Origin of the sequence: Propionivibrio soli, assembly GCF_025770765.1 — a bacterium.
Lineage (GTDB): Bacteria > Pseudomonadota > Gammaproteobacteria > Burkholderiales > Rhodocyclaceae > Propionivibrio > Propionivibrio soli.
In genome coordinates this window covers 169,166-185,076 of record NZ_JANZKY010000013.1, presented here as the reverse complement: position 1 = coordinate 185,076, position 15,911 = coordinate 169,166, and the positions used below count along the sequence as shown (strand labels likewise).

Here is a 15,911-nt window from a genome sequence, read left to right as displayed (position 1 = left end):
AGCCTTCGTCCAGCAACAGCGCCAGCCGCTCCCGCGCGGTCAACTTGCCCCGCTCGTGCTGCTGATCGATCCGCTTCTGCCCTCCCCCCAACACCGCACGCTCACGTAACTCACGCAAGACCCCCAACTGCTTCTTCGTCTTCCCGCTCATCGTCACTCCCTTTGACCTTTCCGGTCGGCCAAGACCCTCACAGAGGGCCGGAAACATGAAAAACAAGTTGAAAATTATCCGCCGGCGAGACAACGGGGTCAAACAAAAAATCCCTTCTTACTCAAAAAAATAAACTGATCAGAAAAGTCAATCCGAGGTGCCGCTATTAGGTTTTGCGAGCGTCATTTATCCCGTCTTCCAACGCGAGAAGAATTGGCGATTGAAAGATCTGAGAGGGTTGTTTTATTCGCCCGGGACCGACGCTTGGCGAAAGGCCGACAAGGGGTAGAATGCATGCAGTAGCGGATGAATCTTGAGTAGCCAATTGCTCTACCAGGGACATCGTCTGATACGCGTCCTGCGGGAGAGTGCGTTCGACATTACCGGGAGAAAACATGGGTCAAAACATCACCGCCAACCTTCGTACTGTCGCTCTTGTCGGACACGGCGCGTCCGGAAAGACGACACTTGCCGAAACCCTGCTCGCCGCCGCGGGAGCCATTACCAGCCGCGGAACGGTCGAAAAGGGAAACACGGTGTGCGATTTCGACCCTCAAGAAAAGGAACTCGGCCACTCGATCAATTCCGCCATGGCGAGCTTCAACTGGCTCGATACGCAAGTCCATCTCATCGACACACCCGGATACCCGGATTTTGCCGGACAGGCTATCGGCGCCCTGGCAGCGGTGGACACCGCGCTCATCATCATCAATGCCCAAACCGGCATCGAACTAACGACCGAGCGCATGATGCGATTCGCTGCCGCTCGTGGGCTCTGCCGGATGATTGTGATCAATAAGATCGACGCGGAAAACGTCGACCTTCCCAAACTGGTCAACGAGATTCGCGAACGCTTCGGTCACGAGTGCTTGTTGTTGGACCTTCCGGCACACCACGCGCAGGACGTTGTGGAACTGCTGGGGCACGACAGTGGCGACAGCGACTTCGAATCGGTGGCTGCAGCGCACCGGGCCTTGATCGACCAGATCGTCGAAGAAGACGAGGACCTTCTCGCCCGTTATCTCGATGAAGGGGCAGACCCCAGTCCGGACGAACTGCACGCGCCGTTCGAGAAGGCGCTGCGCGCAGGGCACTTGATTCCCATCCTCTTTGTATCCGCCAAAACCGGTGCCGGCATTCCCCAGTTGTTGAACACTCTCGTCAAACTTGCGCCGAACCCGGCTGAAGGCAACCCGCCGCCCTTCTACAAGGGGCTGCTGGACGACCCGAATAGTGTGCCATTCGACGCCAAGCCCGATTCGGGTATGCATGTGCTCGCCCACGTCTTCAAGATCGTCAGCGATCCGTTTGTCGGCAAACTGGGCGTGTTCCGGGTACATCAGGGCACCATCAAGAAGGATTCCCAACTTCTCGTCGGGGACGCCAAGCGGGCGTTCAAGGTCGGCCATTTGTATCGGCTGCAAGGCAAGGACTATGTGGAGGTTGACGCCCTGATCCCGGGCGATATCGGCGCCATCGCCAAAGTCGACGAAATAGAGTTCGACTGCGTTCTGCACGATTCACACGAGGAAGACCACATCCACCTCAAACCGCTCGAATTCCCGGTGCCTATGCAGGGACTGGCCGTCGAGACGAAACGCAAATCGGACGAGCAACGTTTGTTCGATGTCCTCCACAAGCTCGAAATCGAAGACCCGTGCTTCAAGGTGGAACGGCATCCAACCACCAACGAGACCGTTATCCGCGGCCTGGGGGAAATGCACCTACGCGCCAAGCTGTCACGGATGGCGCAACAGTACAAGATCGAGTTGGATACCAAACCGCCACAGATCGCCTATCGCGAAACGATCACAGGCAAAGCCGAAGGTCATTGCCGACATAAGAAACAGAGCGGCGGCGCCGGTCAGTTTGGAGAGGTCATGCTGCGCGTCGAGCCCCGTGAACGCGGCGCCGGCTTTGAATTTGTCGATATCGTAAAGGGGGGGGCCATCCCCGGTGTCTTCATGGCCGCCGTCGAAAAAGGCGTGCGCCAGGCGCTGGAAGATGGCGTGGTCGGTGGTTTCCCTGTGCACGATGTCCGCGTCGTTGTGTACGACGGTAAATCCCACGCTGTCGATAGCAAGGACATCGCCTTCTTCACCGCAGGACGCAAGGCAACGATCGAAGCCGTGCGTGCCGCCACTCCGATCATCTTGGAGCCGGTGGTCGACGTCGAAATTCTGGCGCCGGACGCCGCCGTCGGTGACCTCGCCGGCGATCTGTCGAGCAAGCGTGGACAAGTAACGGGAACGCAGCCACGCGGAACGGGAACGATGGCAATTGCCGGCAAGGTGCCGCTAGCCGAATTGGACGATTACCAAGGCCGGTTGAAGTCGCTCACTGGCGGGCAAGGCTCCTACACCATTGAGTTTTCGCACTACGCGCCGGTCCCTGCTGCAACGCAGCAGCAACTCGCGGCCCAGTACAAAACGGTGGGGCTCGACGAAGACTGACCTTAACGGGCTTTGCGCCGCATCGCTGTGAGCCGTTTTTTCGCAATGCCCGGTTGGGTCCTGCCGTTGGCCCGCCGGGCTTTGTATTTCTGGGTTCGCACGACCGTGCTGCCCGAGAACTTGCCGCGACTCGGCGTGGATGCCACAAAGCCGGTGGTTTACGTCCTGCAGGAACGATCCCTCGCCAACCTCCTAATCCTTTTCGAAGAATCCCTTCGTGCGGGGCTGCCCTCCGCCGCCCAACCCATAGTCATTGAAGGGCGGCATTTCGGTCACTCGGCATTCAGCCTGGGGGGTCGTCAAGCGCTTTTCATGCGTGCCCGCGACCGGTATGCGCATCCCTCGTTAATGACAGCGATCGTGCGGCGTGCCCTGAATGACCCGGCGGGGGAATTTCAGATCGTTCCCGTTACCATCTTGTGGGGACGCCGCCCTGACAAGCAGGACTCGATTCTCAAGGCTCTCTTCTCGGAAACCTGGCGGCGCACGGGTGTTCTGTACCGGCTGCTGACGCTCGTTCTGCACGGGCGCAACGTTCTTGTGCGCTTTAACCCGCCGCTCTCGCTGAACATTCTGTCTCATGAGGGGCTCGACGAGGGAAAGGCGCTACGGAAGCTTTCCCGGGTCCTGCGGGTACATTTCCGCCGCCAACGTTTGATGGCGATCGGGCCGGACCTGTCACACCGCCATACCCAAATCGACGTCGTTCTCGCCGGAGCTCCGGTTCAAGCCGCCATTAAGGCGGAAGCAACCGCTCATCGCATCTCAATCAAGCAGGCGGAGAACCGCGCGCGGCGTTTTGCACTTGAGATCGTTTCGGATTACTCCTACGGCACCTTGCGTGCGCTCGAGCTTTTTCTTTCCTGGCTTTGGAACCGCCTCTACGACGGAATCGAAATTCACAACATCGAAGCCGTCACCCGGATTGCGCCAAATCAGGGCATCGTCTATGTCCCCGCGCATCGCAGCCATATCGACTACCTGCTGCTCTCCTACTGCCTTTATCGCCAAGGATTGACGCCACCGCACATCGCCGCAGGCGCGAATCTCAACATGCCGATCGTCGGCGCCGTGCTACGCCGTTGCGGCGCCTTTTTTCTGCGCCGGTCACTCAAAGGCCAAGCGCTTTATGCCGCGGTTTTCCATGAATACCTGCATCTCATGCTTACCCGCGGTTTCCCGGTCGAATATTTCATCGAGGGAGGCCGGAGTCGGACGGGTCGCACATTGACGCCTAAAGCGGGCATTCTGGGCATGACGATCAGCAGCTTCATTCGCGAACATAACCGGCCGTTGGTTTTCGTGCCGGTTTACATCGGTTACGAGAAGGTCATCGAGGGACGAACCTATCTAGCAGAACTCGCCGGCAAGCCAAAGCGGAAGGAGTCGCTCAGGGGCTTGATCCGTAGCCTGCGCCACATCAAGCGGATTTTCGGAAAAGTGCATCTCAATTTCGGGCATCCGCTGCCTCTCGCTGAATTCCTCGAAAGTGACCGGCCCGGCTGGACGACGCAATCAACCGATCCGGAAAGCGATTGGCCGCGGCTGGTGACGCGCAAGGCAGCGCTCGAACTCGCGCGGCGACTCAATGAAGCCGTAGTGATCAACCCGGTTAACCTGATCGCCCTCGCCCTTCTGCCGACCCCGCGACGGACTGCCGACGAATTGACGCTCACGCGCATGCTCGCGCATTACCAAGCGTTGACCGTGGACGCGCCATATTCTTCCTGTGTCGTTCCCTGCTCGCTCAGCACCCGGCAGATTCTCAACCATGTCGAACGGCTTGGCCTTACGGAGCGGGTACCTCACCCCTTGGGTGACCTCATCCGGGTTCCGGAAAAAGTGGCCCCCTTACTGGCCTACTTCCGCAATAACGTCCTGCACGCGTTCGCCCTCCCCGCGCTTGTCGCGTGTCTGCTAAGTCATAACCGAGCGCTAACCGCGGGCGAGGTGAACGAAGTCGTGGCGTCGATGTACACGCTCGTCGGGCCGGAACTATTCCTTCCTTGGCTGCCATCGGAACTCGCCAGTCGGGTTGGGCCGGTCGTTGAAACCTTAGCCGAGCGCGGCCTGCTAAAAGGCAACGAATCAGGGCGGCTTTCGGCACCCGAGCCGAACAGCCCGGAGTTCGCCGAATTGCGATTGCTCGGCGAGACGCTCCGTCCCATGCTCGAACGTCACCTGTTGATGCTGGCGCTGCTGCAGCACGGCGGTTCTGGCCGCCTCACGCGGCGCGCGCTGGAGAACGATAGCCACTTGCTCTCCCAACGCTTGTCGCTGTTGTACGATTTCACGGCGTCCGAGTACGCGGAAAAAACGGCGTTCTCAGCCCTGATTTCCCACCTGATCGACGCCGAACTCCTCTCTGAAGATGCAGGAGGACTACTGCGCTTCGACGAAGGGCTCCTTACGCCGCTCGCGTACGCGGAACTTCTCCTGCCGATTGAAGCGCGGCAAGCGATACGCCGCATGGCCACCCAGGGGTGGTGAGCCTTCACTTACGCGCTATCGCGCATACCGCGACGTGCCGCCTGCTCCAGGCGATTCCTTTCGGCGAGGACCTTACTCGCATAGTCCCCCTCTGGATCTAGAGAGCCGGCATAGTACTGAAGGCCGGGGACCAGCCCTCCACGACGACGGATCGCTTCCTCGAGGACATTGACGCCGACCCGGATGTTGATCAGCGGGTCCAGCAGCGGTTTTTCTCCAGCGTCATCCGGAAGCTTGTCCTGATGGTAGCGAGGGATGACCTGCATCAAGCCCTGAGCGCCCATCGGACTTTCCGCAAAGGGATTGAAGCGGGATTCGATGCCAATGATGGCAACGATGAGCAACGGGTCAATGCGCCGCTCTTTGCCGATGATCTGAGCCATTTCGAAGACAGGAACAAGGGCTTCCGACGAGACGCGGTACCGCCGTGTCACGTAATCCAGTGCCGCTTGCATGCGTGGCGAAAGAACTGGCGCTTTCTCCACATCGACAAGCGAGGCATTTTCCGAGTCCGAAACGGCTGGGCTTGGTTGTACCGCGACGGCCGGCACTTGAGTTTCCGCCGGCACGGACCTCGCCGGCAATGCGCTGCTGACGCCGAAAGCGAACAACAGGGCTACGATCAATATGGCGCACTGCAAGAGGCTGGAGCCGACGTCGCTACGGCCAGACGCCACGTGTTTCAGCGTAGTGAATGCTGACATGCTCTCTCCTTCACTGTTGTCGTCGCGCAATGAAACAGCTTGGGCGACAAACGGTTTTAGGCGGGGGCAAAGCCTGAAAGCGCGGCAAGGGCGCCGCGGGGGCGGAACAATCTGCCAGAAGAAATACCCTCGTTCGAGTAGAGGGGATGCAGAAGAGTTCCATGCTGAACTGCATCGCTTGTGGCGTTACAGCGCAACACAGACTGCATTATATTGATTTTGTTGATGTTCGTCAATTCAGGCGGTGGGAGAGGGAGGGGCTCGTACGCGCCAGCCATTCTCAAAAGCGTTGCTGGAGCGCCGACAAGGCCGTTTCAGCAGGCCGGCACCCGAGTTCAATGACGGGAACGCGTATCCGTTTGATGTGCAGAACCGGGCGTCACCTTGGATCAGCAAAACCTACCCATCGCAAACGAATCTACACCGCCCGTCTCGATCGCCACTCGGCGCAGAACCGTGAGGCGTCCGGCAGAAAAGTGCGGAAGTCGGCAGCAAAGCCTTCGGCGTCGGCGAGGAACTCTTCGATGCCACCACCCAGATGGTTGGGCTGCCGCAAGCGGTAACGCGCCATGCGGTCGATCGTGCGGGCGACGGCCTCGACGCGGCCATACGAGACGAGCCAGTCGTGTTGGCGCATCAATTGCGCGACTTCGCGTGCCGCCTCAGGCAGAAAATCTGCATAGGCATCGAGGGTCGCGTAGACGTCCGCCGCATAGGCGGCCAGCGGGCCTACGCCGTGGCGTGCCCAGTCGCGCGCCAGCAGGTGGTCGTAGAACAGGTCCACGAGCACGCCGCCGACGCGGCGACGCTCCGGGGTGATGCGGGTTCGGCTGGCGATGAAGGCGGGATGGCGGTCGGCATAGGAATCGAGCGCCCGGTGCAGGGCAACGCCAGCGGCAAGGTCTTCCGGAAGACCCGCCGGAAGAGGCCCTTTAATGAAGTCGCCGATGACGCCGCCGGCGCGGTAAGCGGCATCGTCTCCGGCGAGAAATGCGTGGGCGAGAAAATTCATGCCGTAAAAAATTCCGGTCCGGGGCTGGATGCTAGATCAGCCGATGCAGACGCAGTAAGCCGAGCACCGCCACTGTGGTGGCATCGACGATCGTTCCCGCCCGTATCATCGCCTCGACCTCGGCGAGCGGGAAAACACGGGTGATCAAGCCGTGCTCCTCGACGTCGAGTTGCCGTTCCGTCGTCGAAAGCCTGGTCGCTAGGAAGACATCGTAGGCCTGCGACGAATAACCGTAAGCGAGATAGAGTCGCCCGATGTGTTGCATCGAGGCGGCAACGAGGCCGGTTTCTTCGCGCAATTCCGCCTGCGCCAGCGTCAATGGATCCACCGTGGCATCTTCCCATGACCCTTGCGGCAACTCCCAGAAGCGCCCGTGCACCGGATACCGGTATTGCTCAACCAGGTGCACCATACGGTGCTCGATGGCCGCAATGACAGCAAAATCGGGCTTTTCGACGACACCGTACGTTCCCGTTCGCCCATCGGCCCGTACGATGGCATCCTCGCGCACCGTCATCCAGCGGTTGCGATAGACAATCGCGGACGCCGTGGTTTCGATTTCCGGCTTTGCCATACGGAACTTCTCCTTTCCCTTCTTGCTTCGCCCGCCTGTCCGCCGCGCGTCGAGGTCGGACAATGGTTTTTCCGGCGGATTCCACCGACGGGGATACGAACAGAGGGGATTGAATCACAAGGACGGGGAGGAAGGTTCGCCACCCTGAGCTGATACGCGTATGAAAGTGCTGCGCCTGGGCGATGCGACGGGGAAGCCGAATCTCGGCGAAAAGGCGAGCGGACGCAGAAAGCGCTGTGCCGGCCTCTCCCGTACCTTACGCCGAGTCTTGCGCCTGCTTCCGGCAATCCGGCGCTTCTATCTTCTCGGGCGCACGTCCCGCGCGGTGTTTCCGAACCGCGAATTCGCTACTGCGAAGGCGGCTCGGCGACGAAGATCTCGACGCGGCGATTCCTCGCTCGGCCGGCCACGGTGCTGTTGTCGGCCACCGGCTGGGTCGATCCGTGGCCTTCGATGGTGATGCGGTTGACTGCGACGCCACGGCTTACGAGGTAATCCCGAGTAGAGGCGGCGCGGTTGACCGAGAGAGGACCATTGATGGCATCGGTACCAGTATTGTCGGTGTGACCCACGATACGCACGGTCGTCACCGGATTCTGGTTTAGCGTAGTGCCGAAATGATCAAGGATCGGCCGCAGTTCGGGCTTGATATCGGCTCGCCCGGAGTCGAACGAAATATCGCTCGGGATATCGAGCTTGAGCTGATTGTCTTGCGTCTGCGTCACCGACACGCCGGTGCCCCGGGTGGCCTGCTCCATCGTCGCCTTCTGCTCCTGCATCCGTTGCGACCACAGATAACCGCCGCCTGCTCCGATCGCTGCACCGATGGCCGCGCCTGTTCCCGCACCACGGCCGCCGCCGGTTGCGCCACCGATCACCGCTCCCGCCACGGCGCCGATTCCTGCACCGGTGCCAGTCGTGCGCTGCGTTTCCGTCATGTTCGCGCAACCTACGACGGCGCTACTGGCGAACGCAACCGCCAGCCATCCCGCAAATCGCTTGTTCATGGTTCGCTCTCCTTGCTTGTCACCTGCGAGCCAGCCCCCAGCGTGCCCGCACGTTCAACACTTCAACGGGGCGGGGGCGCTCCGTCCTGGGAGGCCGCCAACCCCTGCGGAGGAGCGCCAGTAGTTTCCGCCAGTAATGCCTGAACCATCCGCAAGTGTTCGACCACAGTGGGCAAGGTATCGACCGCTAAACGCTGCAATGGAGCATCTTGCCCGTTGCTGATCTCCCATTCGAGAAGCTGAACGGTCTTCTGGTGATCGATCAATTGCGCCCGCAGATAGGCTTGGTCGAAGGCCAGACCGTTCAGGGTTTCAAGATGCGTTTTCACGGCCTTTTGATCTGGTTGCGGCTCGCCCGGTAAGCTAAGGTTTCGCTGCTTCGCGATATCGGCAAGTTTGGCATTCGTGGAGGAGTGGTCCGCGACCATGCGGCGCGCGAAGGCCTTGACGCTCGGATGACTGGCTTTTGTGTCGGCGAGCCGGCCGGCGTCAGCCTCGCCAAGATTGCCCATTCCGGCAAGCTGAATGAACAGACGATCCTGCGGGTTGTATTGCCCCGGGGCCGGGGTTCCCGGCTTGGCTTCGACATTGCCGGGCATCATTCCCGCGGGATTTCCCTGCTGCGCGAAAAGCGGGCCGGCGGCAAACAGGCCGACCACAACGGCGATCGTTTTGACGTTCATGTACGACTCCTCGATGAAAGGGATAACGCGAAGACCGCACGTGCTCCGTCACAACGTCAGCAAATAAGCCGTGAGCGCCTCCTTCTCCTGTTGATTGAGCTTGAGCCCAAGCACGAGGTTGAAGAATTCCACCGTGTCGGCCACCGTCGGCAGTCGTCCGTCATGCAGGTACGGAGGCGAGTCCTTGAGACCGCGCAGGGTGAACGTTTTGATCGGACCGTCGGGGATCACGACCTGATCGTTCGCCACCTCGCCGACCCGGTAGAAGCGCTCGAGCTTCAGGTCGTGCATGTTGTTGTCGAGGAAGGACGTCTGAGGAACGTGGCACTCGGCGCACCGCCCCTTGCCGAAGAACACCTTCTCTCCCGCCAGTTCCTGCTGGGTGGCTTTGTCGGCCCGCAGGCGGCCGGCCGAATCGAGCTTGGGCGCCGGCGGGAAATCGATGATGTTCTGCATCTGCGCCATCATCGCCACCTGGTTCGGACGGTCGGGCAGATTGACGCCCTTGCGTGTAGCGCTTACGTGGTCGCCGTTGAAGTAGGCGGTGCGCTGCTCGAATTCGGTAAAGTCTTCCACCGAGCGCAGCGAACGTTTCGAGCCGTGGATTTGCTGATTGAACATCCCGCGCAGACTCACGGTATCCAGGCGGAATCGCGCCGATTGCGGCCGTACGTCGGGGGTTAGGTGGAACGCGGCATTGCTGTGGAAGTTGGTGTGGCAGTCGAGACAGGCGACGCCGAGGCTGGGCGCAGCCACCTTGCGGTCTTCGGTCTGGTTGAATTCTTCTTGCGGGAACGGCGTGAGTAGCAACCGCAAGCCTTCCATTTGTACCGGCGTAATGATGCCGTTCATGATCTCGTAGTAATTACGGAAGGAAAGTACCTGTCCGCGCGAAACATCACCCAGTTCCGGATGCGTGGTAAGGAAAATCGGCGGGGGAAACTCGGGCGTCAGATGATCGGGCAAATCGAAGTCGACATCGAAACGGCGCAGATCCCGCTGTTCGAGACGATCGATCTCCGCAATCTGGTTCGTGGGAAAAACCTGCCCGCCCGTTGACTGCTTCACGTGCGGCAGTGGCTTGAAACCCTCGGGAAACAGATTGCGCTGACGGATTTCGTCCGGCGACATGTTGGCAAGCCGTTCCCAGGTCATGCCCGCCGGCAGCTTGACGCGCACGCCGCCCTGCACCGGTTTGCGGCCGCCCGACATCATGACGCCGGGGAGCGGCCGGTTGGACATGTCATAGCGCTGGTTGAACAGTGCCTGCTGCCGCTTCATGACATCCGGCTTCTGCGCCTCGTCCATGCGCTTGACGTCGGAGAAAGGTTGCGTCGGTAGCGGCCGGTACGTCGCATCCGGCGGCAAAGGATCGGCAAAGACAGTCAATCCGATCGCGGTCAAAGGCAGGATCGCGAGCGGCAGCAACGATTTCATTTTCGGCATTTGAACCTCCCGGAGTGAGCCACCAACGCAGACCGTGGTATGACGCCACGATCGCTCATGGCCAGCAAACGCCGTTCCCACGTTAGGGTTATTCGGCTCGCCGGAAAGAGAGGTTCTCCGCCGTCTTATGCTGCTCGGATGACGTCGACACCGAGGTCGGTAACGCCGCGGAGCATCTCCTCCGGCGTATCGGGAGGAACGAGCAGGGCCGCGATTTCGGTGATTCCGCAGATTACATGCGGCGAGGCGGCGCCGAGCTTTTCCGACGACGCCATGACAAAGGTTTCGGCAGCGCAAGCGTGCAACGCCCGCTTCACGCACGCCTCCTCGTAGTCGCCGGTGGTCAGCCCAGCTTTCGGATGCGCGCCAGTGACGCCCATGAAGTACAGATCGGCATGGAGCCGCCCGGCCGCCTCGACCGTCGCCGTACCGACGGTGACCATCGAATGCTTGAAGAGCTTGCCGCCCAGAAGGATCACGTCGACGTGCGGGTGCTCGGCCAACTCGACCGCAATGCCGGGACTATGGGTAACGACGGTGGCGTGCAGGTCGAGTGGCAGGCAACGCGCCAGTTCGGTCGTTGTCGTCCCCCCGTCGAGGATTACTACTTGGCCGGAACGGATGAGCGCCGCTCCTGCCCGTGCCAGATTCGCCTTGTCCGCCGAGGACACAGCTCGCCTGACCGTCAGCGTCTCGATGGCTGCCGAAGCCGGCAAGGCGCCGCCATGAACGCGCTGCAACTTGCCTTCGGCCGCCAGCTCACGCAGATCCCGCCGGATCGTATCCTCCGACGTTCCCAACTCCTCGCTGAGCGCTTTGGCGACGATCTGACCGTCCCGCGCGAGGCGGGTAAGGATCAGTTTCTTGCGTTGTGAAGTCAGCACGGCAGATTCCAATAGACGTAGAGAAGAACACCTGTCACAAGAATACACGAAACTGCACGAAATTACTTGCACAACGGCCGGACTTCGAATAATGTGCACGATATTGCACGAATATTCAGGAAAACGCATGAAAACTCGACGTTCGATGCTGATTCTCGTGGCCGGCCCTTACCTTTCCGGAACAGATGGTGATCCAGAGCGCATTGCCGCCAATCTGCGAGCCCTCGAAGCAGCGGCCTTGCCGCTATACGAGCGTGGCCACCTGGCAGTCGTCGGCGAATGGCTGGCTTGGCCGGTCATCCGTACGGCCGGCGGCCGCGAACCGGGCGATCATGTTTTTCGAACCTTTCAATACCCGCTGGCGCATCGGCTGCTTGTCCACTGCGACGCCGTGCTGCGTCTTCCCGGTACTTCGGCAGGCGCCGATCTGGACGTTGCCCGGGCACGTGAACTAGGTCTTCCGGTGTACACATCGATCGAAGAGATACCGGCGTGCTCAGCTTTGGACATTTCAAACGGACAGGAGAACCGACATGCCGCCGGCTGAGGACATTCGCGTCATTGAGGAAAAAGTACTCTCCAACGACTGGTATCTGCTCAAGAAAACGACGTTCGAACGGCGACGACGCGATGGCCGCTGGCAGCGGCTGAACCGCGAAACATACGACCGCGGCAACGGGGCAGCGATCCTGCTCTACGACGCCGAGCGAGGCACCGTTCTATTGACGCGGCAGTTTCGTTTTCCTGCTTACGTCAATGGCCACGCGGACGGACATCTGATCGAGGCTTGCGCCGGCCTTCTCGACGGCGATGATCCAGAGCAGTGCATCCGACGCGAAGCGGAGGAAGAAACAGGCTATTGCGTACGTTGCCCGTGCAAATTGTTTGAAGCCTACATGAGCCCTGGGTCGGTGACCGAGAAACTCCACTTCTTCGCCGCCGAGTACACGGCCGAAGATCGCGTGCACGGCGGCGGAGGCGATCCCGAAGAAGGCGAGGACATCGAGCTTCTCGAGGTGTCTCTGGACGAGGCATTAACGATGATGCGTTCCGGTTCGATCGAAGACGCCAAGACGATCATGCTCTTGCAGCACGCAGCGCTCGTCGGTCTTAAGACACTGTGCGCTTCAGGCGCCGACTGAGGCGCTGCACTGCAGCAGGTGGAAACGCCCCTCCGATTGACCATACCGTTCTTTCCCCCCCAACCCCACCGCACCAGGAGGAACCATGGCTGTCATTCTGCAAATCGATTTTCCGTTTTCCGGCCCTTGGGGTGCTGCGCTCACCGAAAGCGTACGCGGCCTTGCCGAGTTGATCGCGACCGAACCGGGCCTGCTGTGGAAGATCTGGACCGAGAACCCGGATACGCGCGAGGCTGGGGGAATTTACCTATTTTCTGACGCGCCTAACGCAGAACGATACCTGGCAATGCATACCGGACGCCTCAAGTCGTTCGGCATAACGCAGGTGAAGGCAAAGCTATTCGACGTAAATACCGAGTTGTCCAAGCTCGACCGCGCTCCGCTGTAGACCAACCGCGGAGTTTGTCCGCCGCGCGCCAGTCTCGCGCGGCGGACAGCATCGACGCCCCACGCGTCCCGCACCGGTGAACGCAAGAAAAGGTTGCCGCAAATAGAAGCATGTTGAGACAGAGCACGCTTTTATTTGCAGCAGAGACCCTCTTTCCGCTTCGGTAATCCGCCTCTCCGATCCGCTCCTCTCGTTCTCTCACTGCCTTGGCAGAGGCCCTTCCTCGGCACTCCGTGCGCTGAGCCAGCCCGCTTTCGGGAATACCGATTGCAGAAGTCGCTTCCGAGACCTAAGCACAGGAACACCCCGAGGGCAGAGCTTCTTCCCGACCTGGCCTCTCAATTCCAACGAAAGGAGCTCCATGCTCAACAAGATCAATGCCGAATCGATCATGCAGTTCCACGACCGTTGCCTGCTCGATGCCGACTGGCCCGATGACACGGATATCGCCTCCGCAGCGGAGCTATGGGCTGGCGTCGAAACCAACCACGCTTTCAACACACGGCTCTGGGACGAAGAGGACAAGGCCCGCCGCACGGATGTCGGCGACGACGCGATCGCGACAAGCAAACGGCTCATCGACCGCTACAACCAACGTCGCAATGATGCGGTAGAGCGAATCGACGAAATGATATTGGCGTCGATCAGCCGGGTACCGTTGAGCGACGCGCGTTTGAGCAGTGAAACGGCTGGGGCGATGATCGATCGCTTGTCGATTCTGGCGCTGAAGATCCATCACATGTGGAAGCAAACGCAGCGCAGCGACGCGGCGAACCATATCGCGACCTGTCGGGACAAGCTTGACCGGCTCGTCGTGCAGCGGCTGGACCTTGCGGCCTGCCTGGATCGCCTGATGCACGAGACGCAACAGGGCCGTGCCTACTTCAAGGTCTACCGTCAGTTCAAGATGTATAACGATCCGACGTTGAACCCCTATCTCTATGGCGGCATGGCGGACGGAATCCGCGTGCTGAGGACGCCAGCATGAGCCAGCCGCGAATCGACGTACTCGTGCCCACGTGCGACCGGCCGAGCGCGCTCGCGGTCACCCTCACCTCGCTCGCGGGGCAGACCTATCCCTCGCTGCGGATCGTAATCTCCGACCAGACGGAAAACGGCAGCGCCTTCGCTGCGCCTGAAGTGACGGCGGTGCTTCGTTTCCTGCGCGCCATCGGCCGCGAAATCGTGACGGACAGCCACCTGCCTCGGCACGGCCTCGCGGAGCAGCGCGCCTTTCTGCTCTCACGGGTCGAGGCACCGTACTGCCTGTTTCTCGATGACGACGTTTTACTCGAGCAAGACCTGATCGCCCGCCTTCAGCAAGCAATCGCCAAGCAGCAGTGCGGCTTCGTCGGCAGCGCGTTGCACGGGCTAAGTTTCGTCGACGACGTTCGCCCGCATCAACAGCACATCGAGTTTTGGGATACACCCGTCGAACCGGAGCGCATCACACCCGACAGCCCGGCTTGGACACGCCACCATCTGCACAGTGCAGCGAACCTGTTTCATGTGCAGCGCAAGCTCGCCTTGCGCCCCACCGACACCCGTCTTTATCGCGTCGCTTGGATCGGCGGCTGCGTTCTCTTCGATACCGCGAAACTCCGGGCCGTCGGCGGTTTCGACTTCTGGCGCGACCTGCCCAGCGAGCATTGCGGCGAGGATGTGTTGGCGCAACTACGCGTCATGGAGCGTTTCGGAGGCTGCGGCATCATCCCGTCCGGCGCCTATCATCAGGAACTGCCGACAACCGTTCCGCATCGGGACACTGATGCTCCACGAGTACTGCGCGTAGCGCCTGCGCTACGCCCGAGTGCACAGCAGCCCGCTGCCTCGTTTGCCCACTCAGGCATCGTCAACAGCCCCACTGGTACAAGCGAGGCGATCTAGTGAGCGCGGCCACCCCTCCCGCACCACCCGGCGTACAGAAAATCGCCATCCTGCGTCCGAGTGCGGTGGGTGACTTTGTCTTCGCTCTGCCCGCGTTGCACGCCCTTCGGCTCTCGTTTCCGGCGGCTGAGATCGTGTATATCGGACAACAATGGCATGCGGATTTCCTCACCGGACGGCCGGTCCCCGTCGATCGGGTCGTGGTGCTTCCGCCCTACCCGGGTATCGGTTTGCCGGCGAACGCTGAAGTCGACGAGGCGGGCAGAGAATTCATCGAACGCATGCGCACGGAAGCATTCGACATCGCCATCCAGGCCTACGGAGGCGGACACCACTCCAACGGACTGATCCGCGAGTTCAATGCTCGGCTTGTCGTGGGCCTTTGCGCCGATGGCGCGCCGGAACTGGACCGTACCATGCATCTCGGGGCGTTGCAGAATCGGCGTCTGCAACTTATGGAATTGGCCGCCCTGGCCGGGGCCACCGCGTTCGAGATCGGAGAGGAGTTGGAAGTCACTGACGTCGACCGTGAGGCCGCCGAATGCGTACTTCCCATGGAACGAGACGAACGCCTGGTCATCGTGCAACCCGGCGCCAGCGACCCCCGGCGCCGTTGGCCCGCCGAACGTTTTGCGATGGTCGCCGATGCATTGGCCGCCGCGGGGGCGCGCGTGGCGATCAACGGAACCGCAAGCGAAGCAGCCCTCGTGCGGCAGGTCATCAAGGCGATGAAACAACCGGCGGTCGATCTGAGCGGGAGGACGCCGTTGCCGGCGTTGTGCGGTCTGCTTGAACGCGCTGCATTGCTCGTTTCGAACGATACCGGACCGTTGCACCTCGGCGTGGCCATCGGCACGCCGAGCGTCGGTATCTACTGGTTCACGAACTTGATCGAATCGCAGCCGTTACGCCAGAGCATCCACCGCGCTGCCTTGTCCCTCCGCCTCCATTGCCCGGTGTGCGGAGTGGAGAACGTTCACGAGCGTTGCGAGCACGACGAGAGCTTCGTCTCCGACGTCGACGAACGCGAGGTGCTCGCTCTCGCCCGGAGCTTGTTCGAGGCCGAACACGCCGCACCGATGCGCTGATC

General features: G+C 60.9%; 15 protein-coding genes. 8 read left to right on the top strand and 7 right to left on the bottom strand.

Annotated elements, in window-relative coordinates; translation table 11 throughout:
* The first annotated feature begins 546 nt into the window (after positions 1 to 546).
* Both fusA and plsB read left to right on the top strand, forming a co-directional pair.
* Complete coding sequence (gene fusA, locus NZ453_RS16165) at positions 547 to 2,604, top strand: elongation factor G (protein ID WP_263771764.1); 2,058 nt, start codon at positions 547 to 549, stop codon at positions 2,602 to 2,604.
* 45 nt (positions 2,605 to 2,649) lie between these two features.
* A complete protein-coding gene (gene plsB, locus NZ453_RS16160) occupies positions 2,650 to 5,094 on the top strand; it encodes a glycerol-3-phosphate 1-O-acyltransferase PlsB (protein WP_263771763.1) in 2,445 nt (814 codons plus the stop codon).
* Positions 5,095 to 5,102: 8 nt separating this feature from the next.
* Here plsB and NZ453_RS16155 read toward each other — a convergent pair whose 3' ends face one another.
* The 7 genes from NZ453_RS16155 to NZ453_RS16125 form a co-directional block, all read right to left on the bottom strand.
* Complete coding sequence (locus NZ453_RS16155; protein WP_263771762.1) at positions 5,103 to 5,798, bottom strand: lytic transglycosylase domain-containing protein; 696 nt, start codon at positions 5,796 to 5,798, stop codon at positions 5,103 to 5,105.
* 418 nt (positions 5,799 to 6,216) lie between these two features.
* Positions 6,217 to 6,810, bottom strand: coding sequence for an acyl carrier protein phosphodiesterase (locus NZ453_RS16150; protein ID WP_263771761.1), 594 nt, complete (start codon positions 6,808 to 6,810; stop codon positions 6,217 to 6,219).
* A 31-nt stretch (positions 6,811 to 6,841) separates the two neighbouring features.
* Positions 6,842 to 7,384, bottom strand: coding sequence for an NUDIX domain-containing protein (locus tag NZ453_RS16145; RefSeq protein ID WP_263771760.1), 543 nt, complete (start codon positions 7,382 to 7,384; stop codon positions 6,842 to 6,844).
* Positions 7,385 to 7,731: 347 nt separating this feature from the next.
* On the bottom strand, positions 7,732 to 8,391 hold the full coding sequence (locus tag NZ453_RS16140) for a YiaD family glycine zipper/OmpA-like lipoprotein (RefSeq protein ID WP_263771759.1): 660 nt from the start codon (positions 8,389 to 8,391) through the stop codon (positions 7,732 to 7,734).
* Positions 8,392 to 8,453: 62 nt separating this feature from the next.
* On the bottom strand, positions 8,454 to 9,074 hold the full coding sequence (locus NZ453_RS16135) for a DUF4142 domain-containing protein (protein ID WP_263771758.1): 621 nt from the start codon (positions 9,072 to 9,074) through the stop codon (positions 8,454 to 8,456).
* A 48-nt stretch (positions 9,075 to 9,122) separates the two neighbouring features.
* Positions 9,123 to 10,520, bottom strand: coding sequence for a cytochrome B6 (locus NZ453_RS16130; RefSeq protein ID WP_263771757.1), 1,398 nt, complete (start codon positions 10,518 to 10,520; stop codon positions 9,123 to 9,125).
* Between the two features lie 125 nt (positions 10,521 to 10,645).
* Complete coding sequence (locus NZ453_RS16125) at positions 10,646 to 11,404, bottom strand: DeoR/GlpR family DNA-binding transcription regulator (RefSeq protein ID WP_263771756.1); 759 nt, start codon at positions 11,402 to 11,404, stop codon at positions 10,646 to 10,648.
* A gap of 127 nt (positions 11,405 to 11,531) precedes the next feature.
* Between NZ453_RS16125 and NZ453_RS16120 the strand changes: the two genes are divergently transcribed.
* The 6 genes from NZ453_RS16120 (at position 11,532) to NZ453_RS16095 (ending at position 15,909) form a co-directional block, all read left to right on the top strand.
* Complete coding sequence (locus tag NZ453_RS16120; RefSeq protein ID WP_263771755.1) at positions 11,532 to 11,951, top strand: DUF4406 domain-containing protein; 420 nt, start codon at positions 11,532 to 11,534, stop codon at positions 11,949 to 11,951.
* Positions 11,938 to 12,546, top strand: a complete 609-nt coding sequence (locus NZ453_RS16115) for an NUDIX domain-containing protein (protein ID WP_263771754.1) — start codon at positions 11,938 to 11,940, stop codon at positions 12,544 to 12,546. Before NZ453_RS16120 ends, NZ453_RS16115 begins: the two co-directional genes overlap by 14 nt.
* An 85-nt stretch (positions 12,547 to 12,631) precedes the next feature.
* Entirely contained in the window at positions 12,632 to 12,934 is a 303-nt protein-coding gene (locus NZ453_RS16110; protein ID WP_263771752.1) for a monooxygenase, read from the top strand.
* A 361-nt stretch (positions 12,935 to 13,295) separates the two neighbouring features.
* Positions 13,296 to 13,922: a DUF4254 domain-containing protein gene (locus tag NZ453_RS16105; protein ID WP_263771751.1), complete on the top strand. Its 627-nt coding sequence runs from the start codon at positions 13,296 to 13,298 to the stop codon at positions 13,920 to 13,922.
* A complete protein-coding gene (locus tag NZ453_RS16100; RefSeq protein ID WP_263771750.1) occupies positions 13,919 to 14,821 on the top strand; it encodes a glycosyltransferase family 2 protein in 903 nt (300 codons plus the stop codon). The genes NZ453_RS16105 and NZ453_RS16100 overlap by 4 nt, the downstream gene beginning before the upstream one ends.
* Complete coding sequence (locus NZ453_RS16095; protein WP_263771749.1) at positions 14,821 to 15,909, top strand: glycosyltransferase family 9 protein; 1,089 nt, start codon at positions 14,821 to 14,823, stop codon at positions 15,907 to 15,909. Before NZ453_RS16100 ends, NZ453_RS16095 begins: the two co-directional genes overlap by 1 nt.
* Positions 15,910 to 15,911 lie beyond the last annotated feature (2 nt).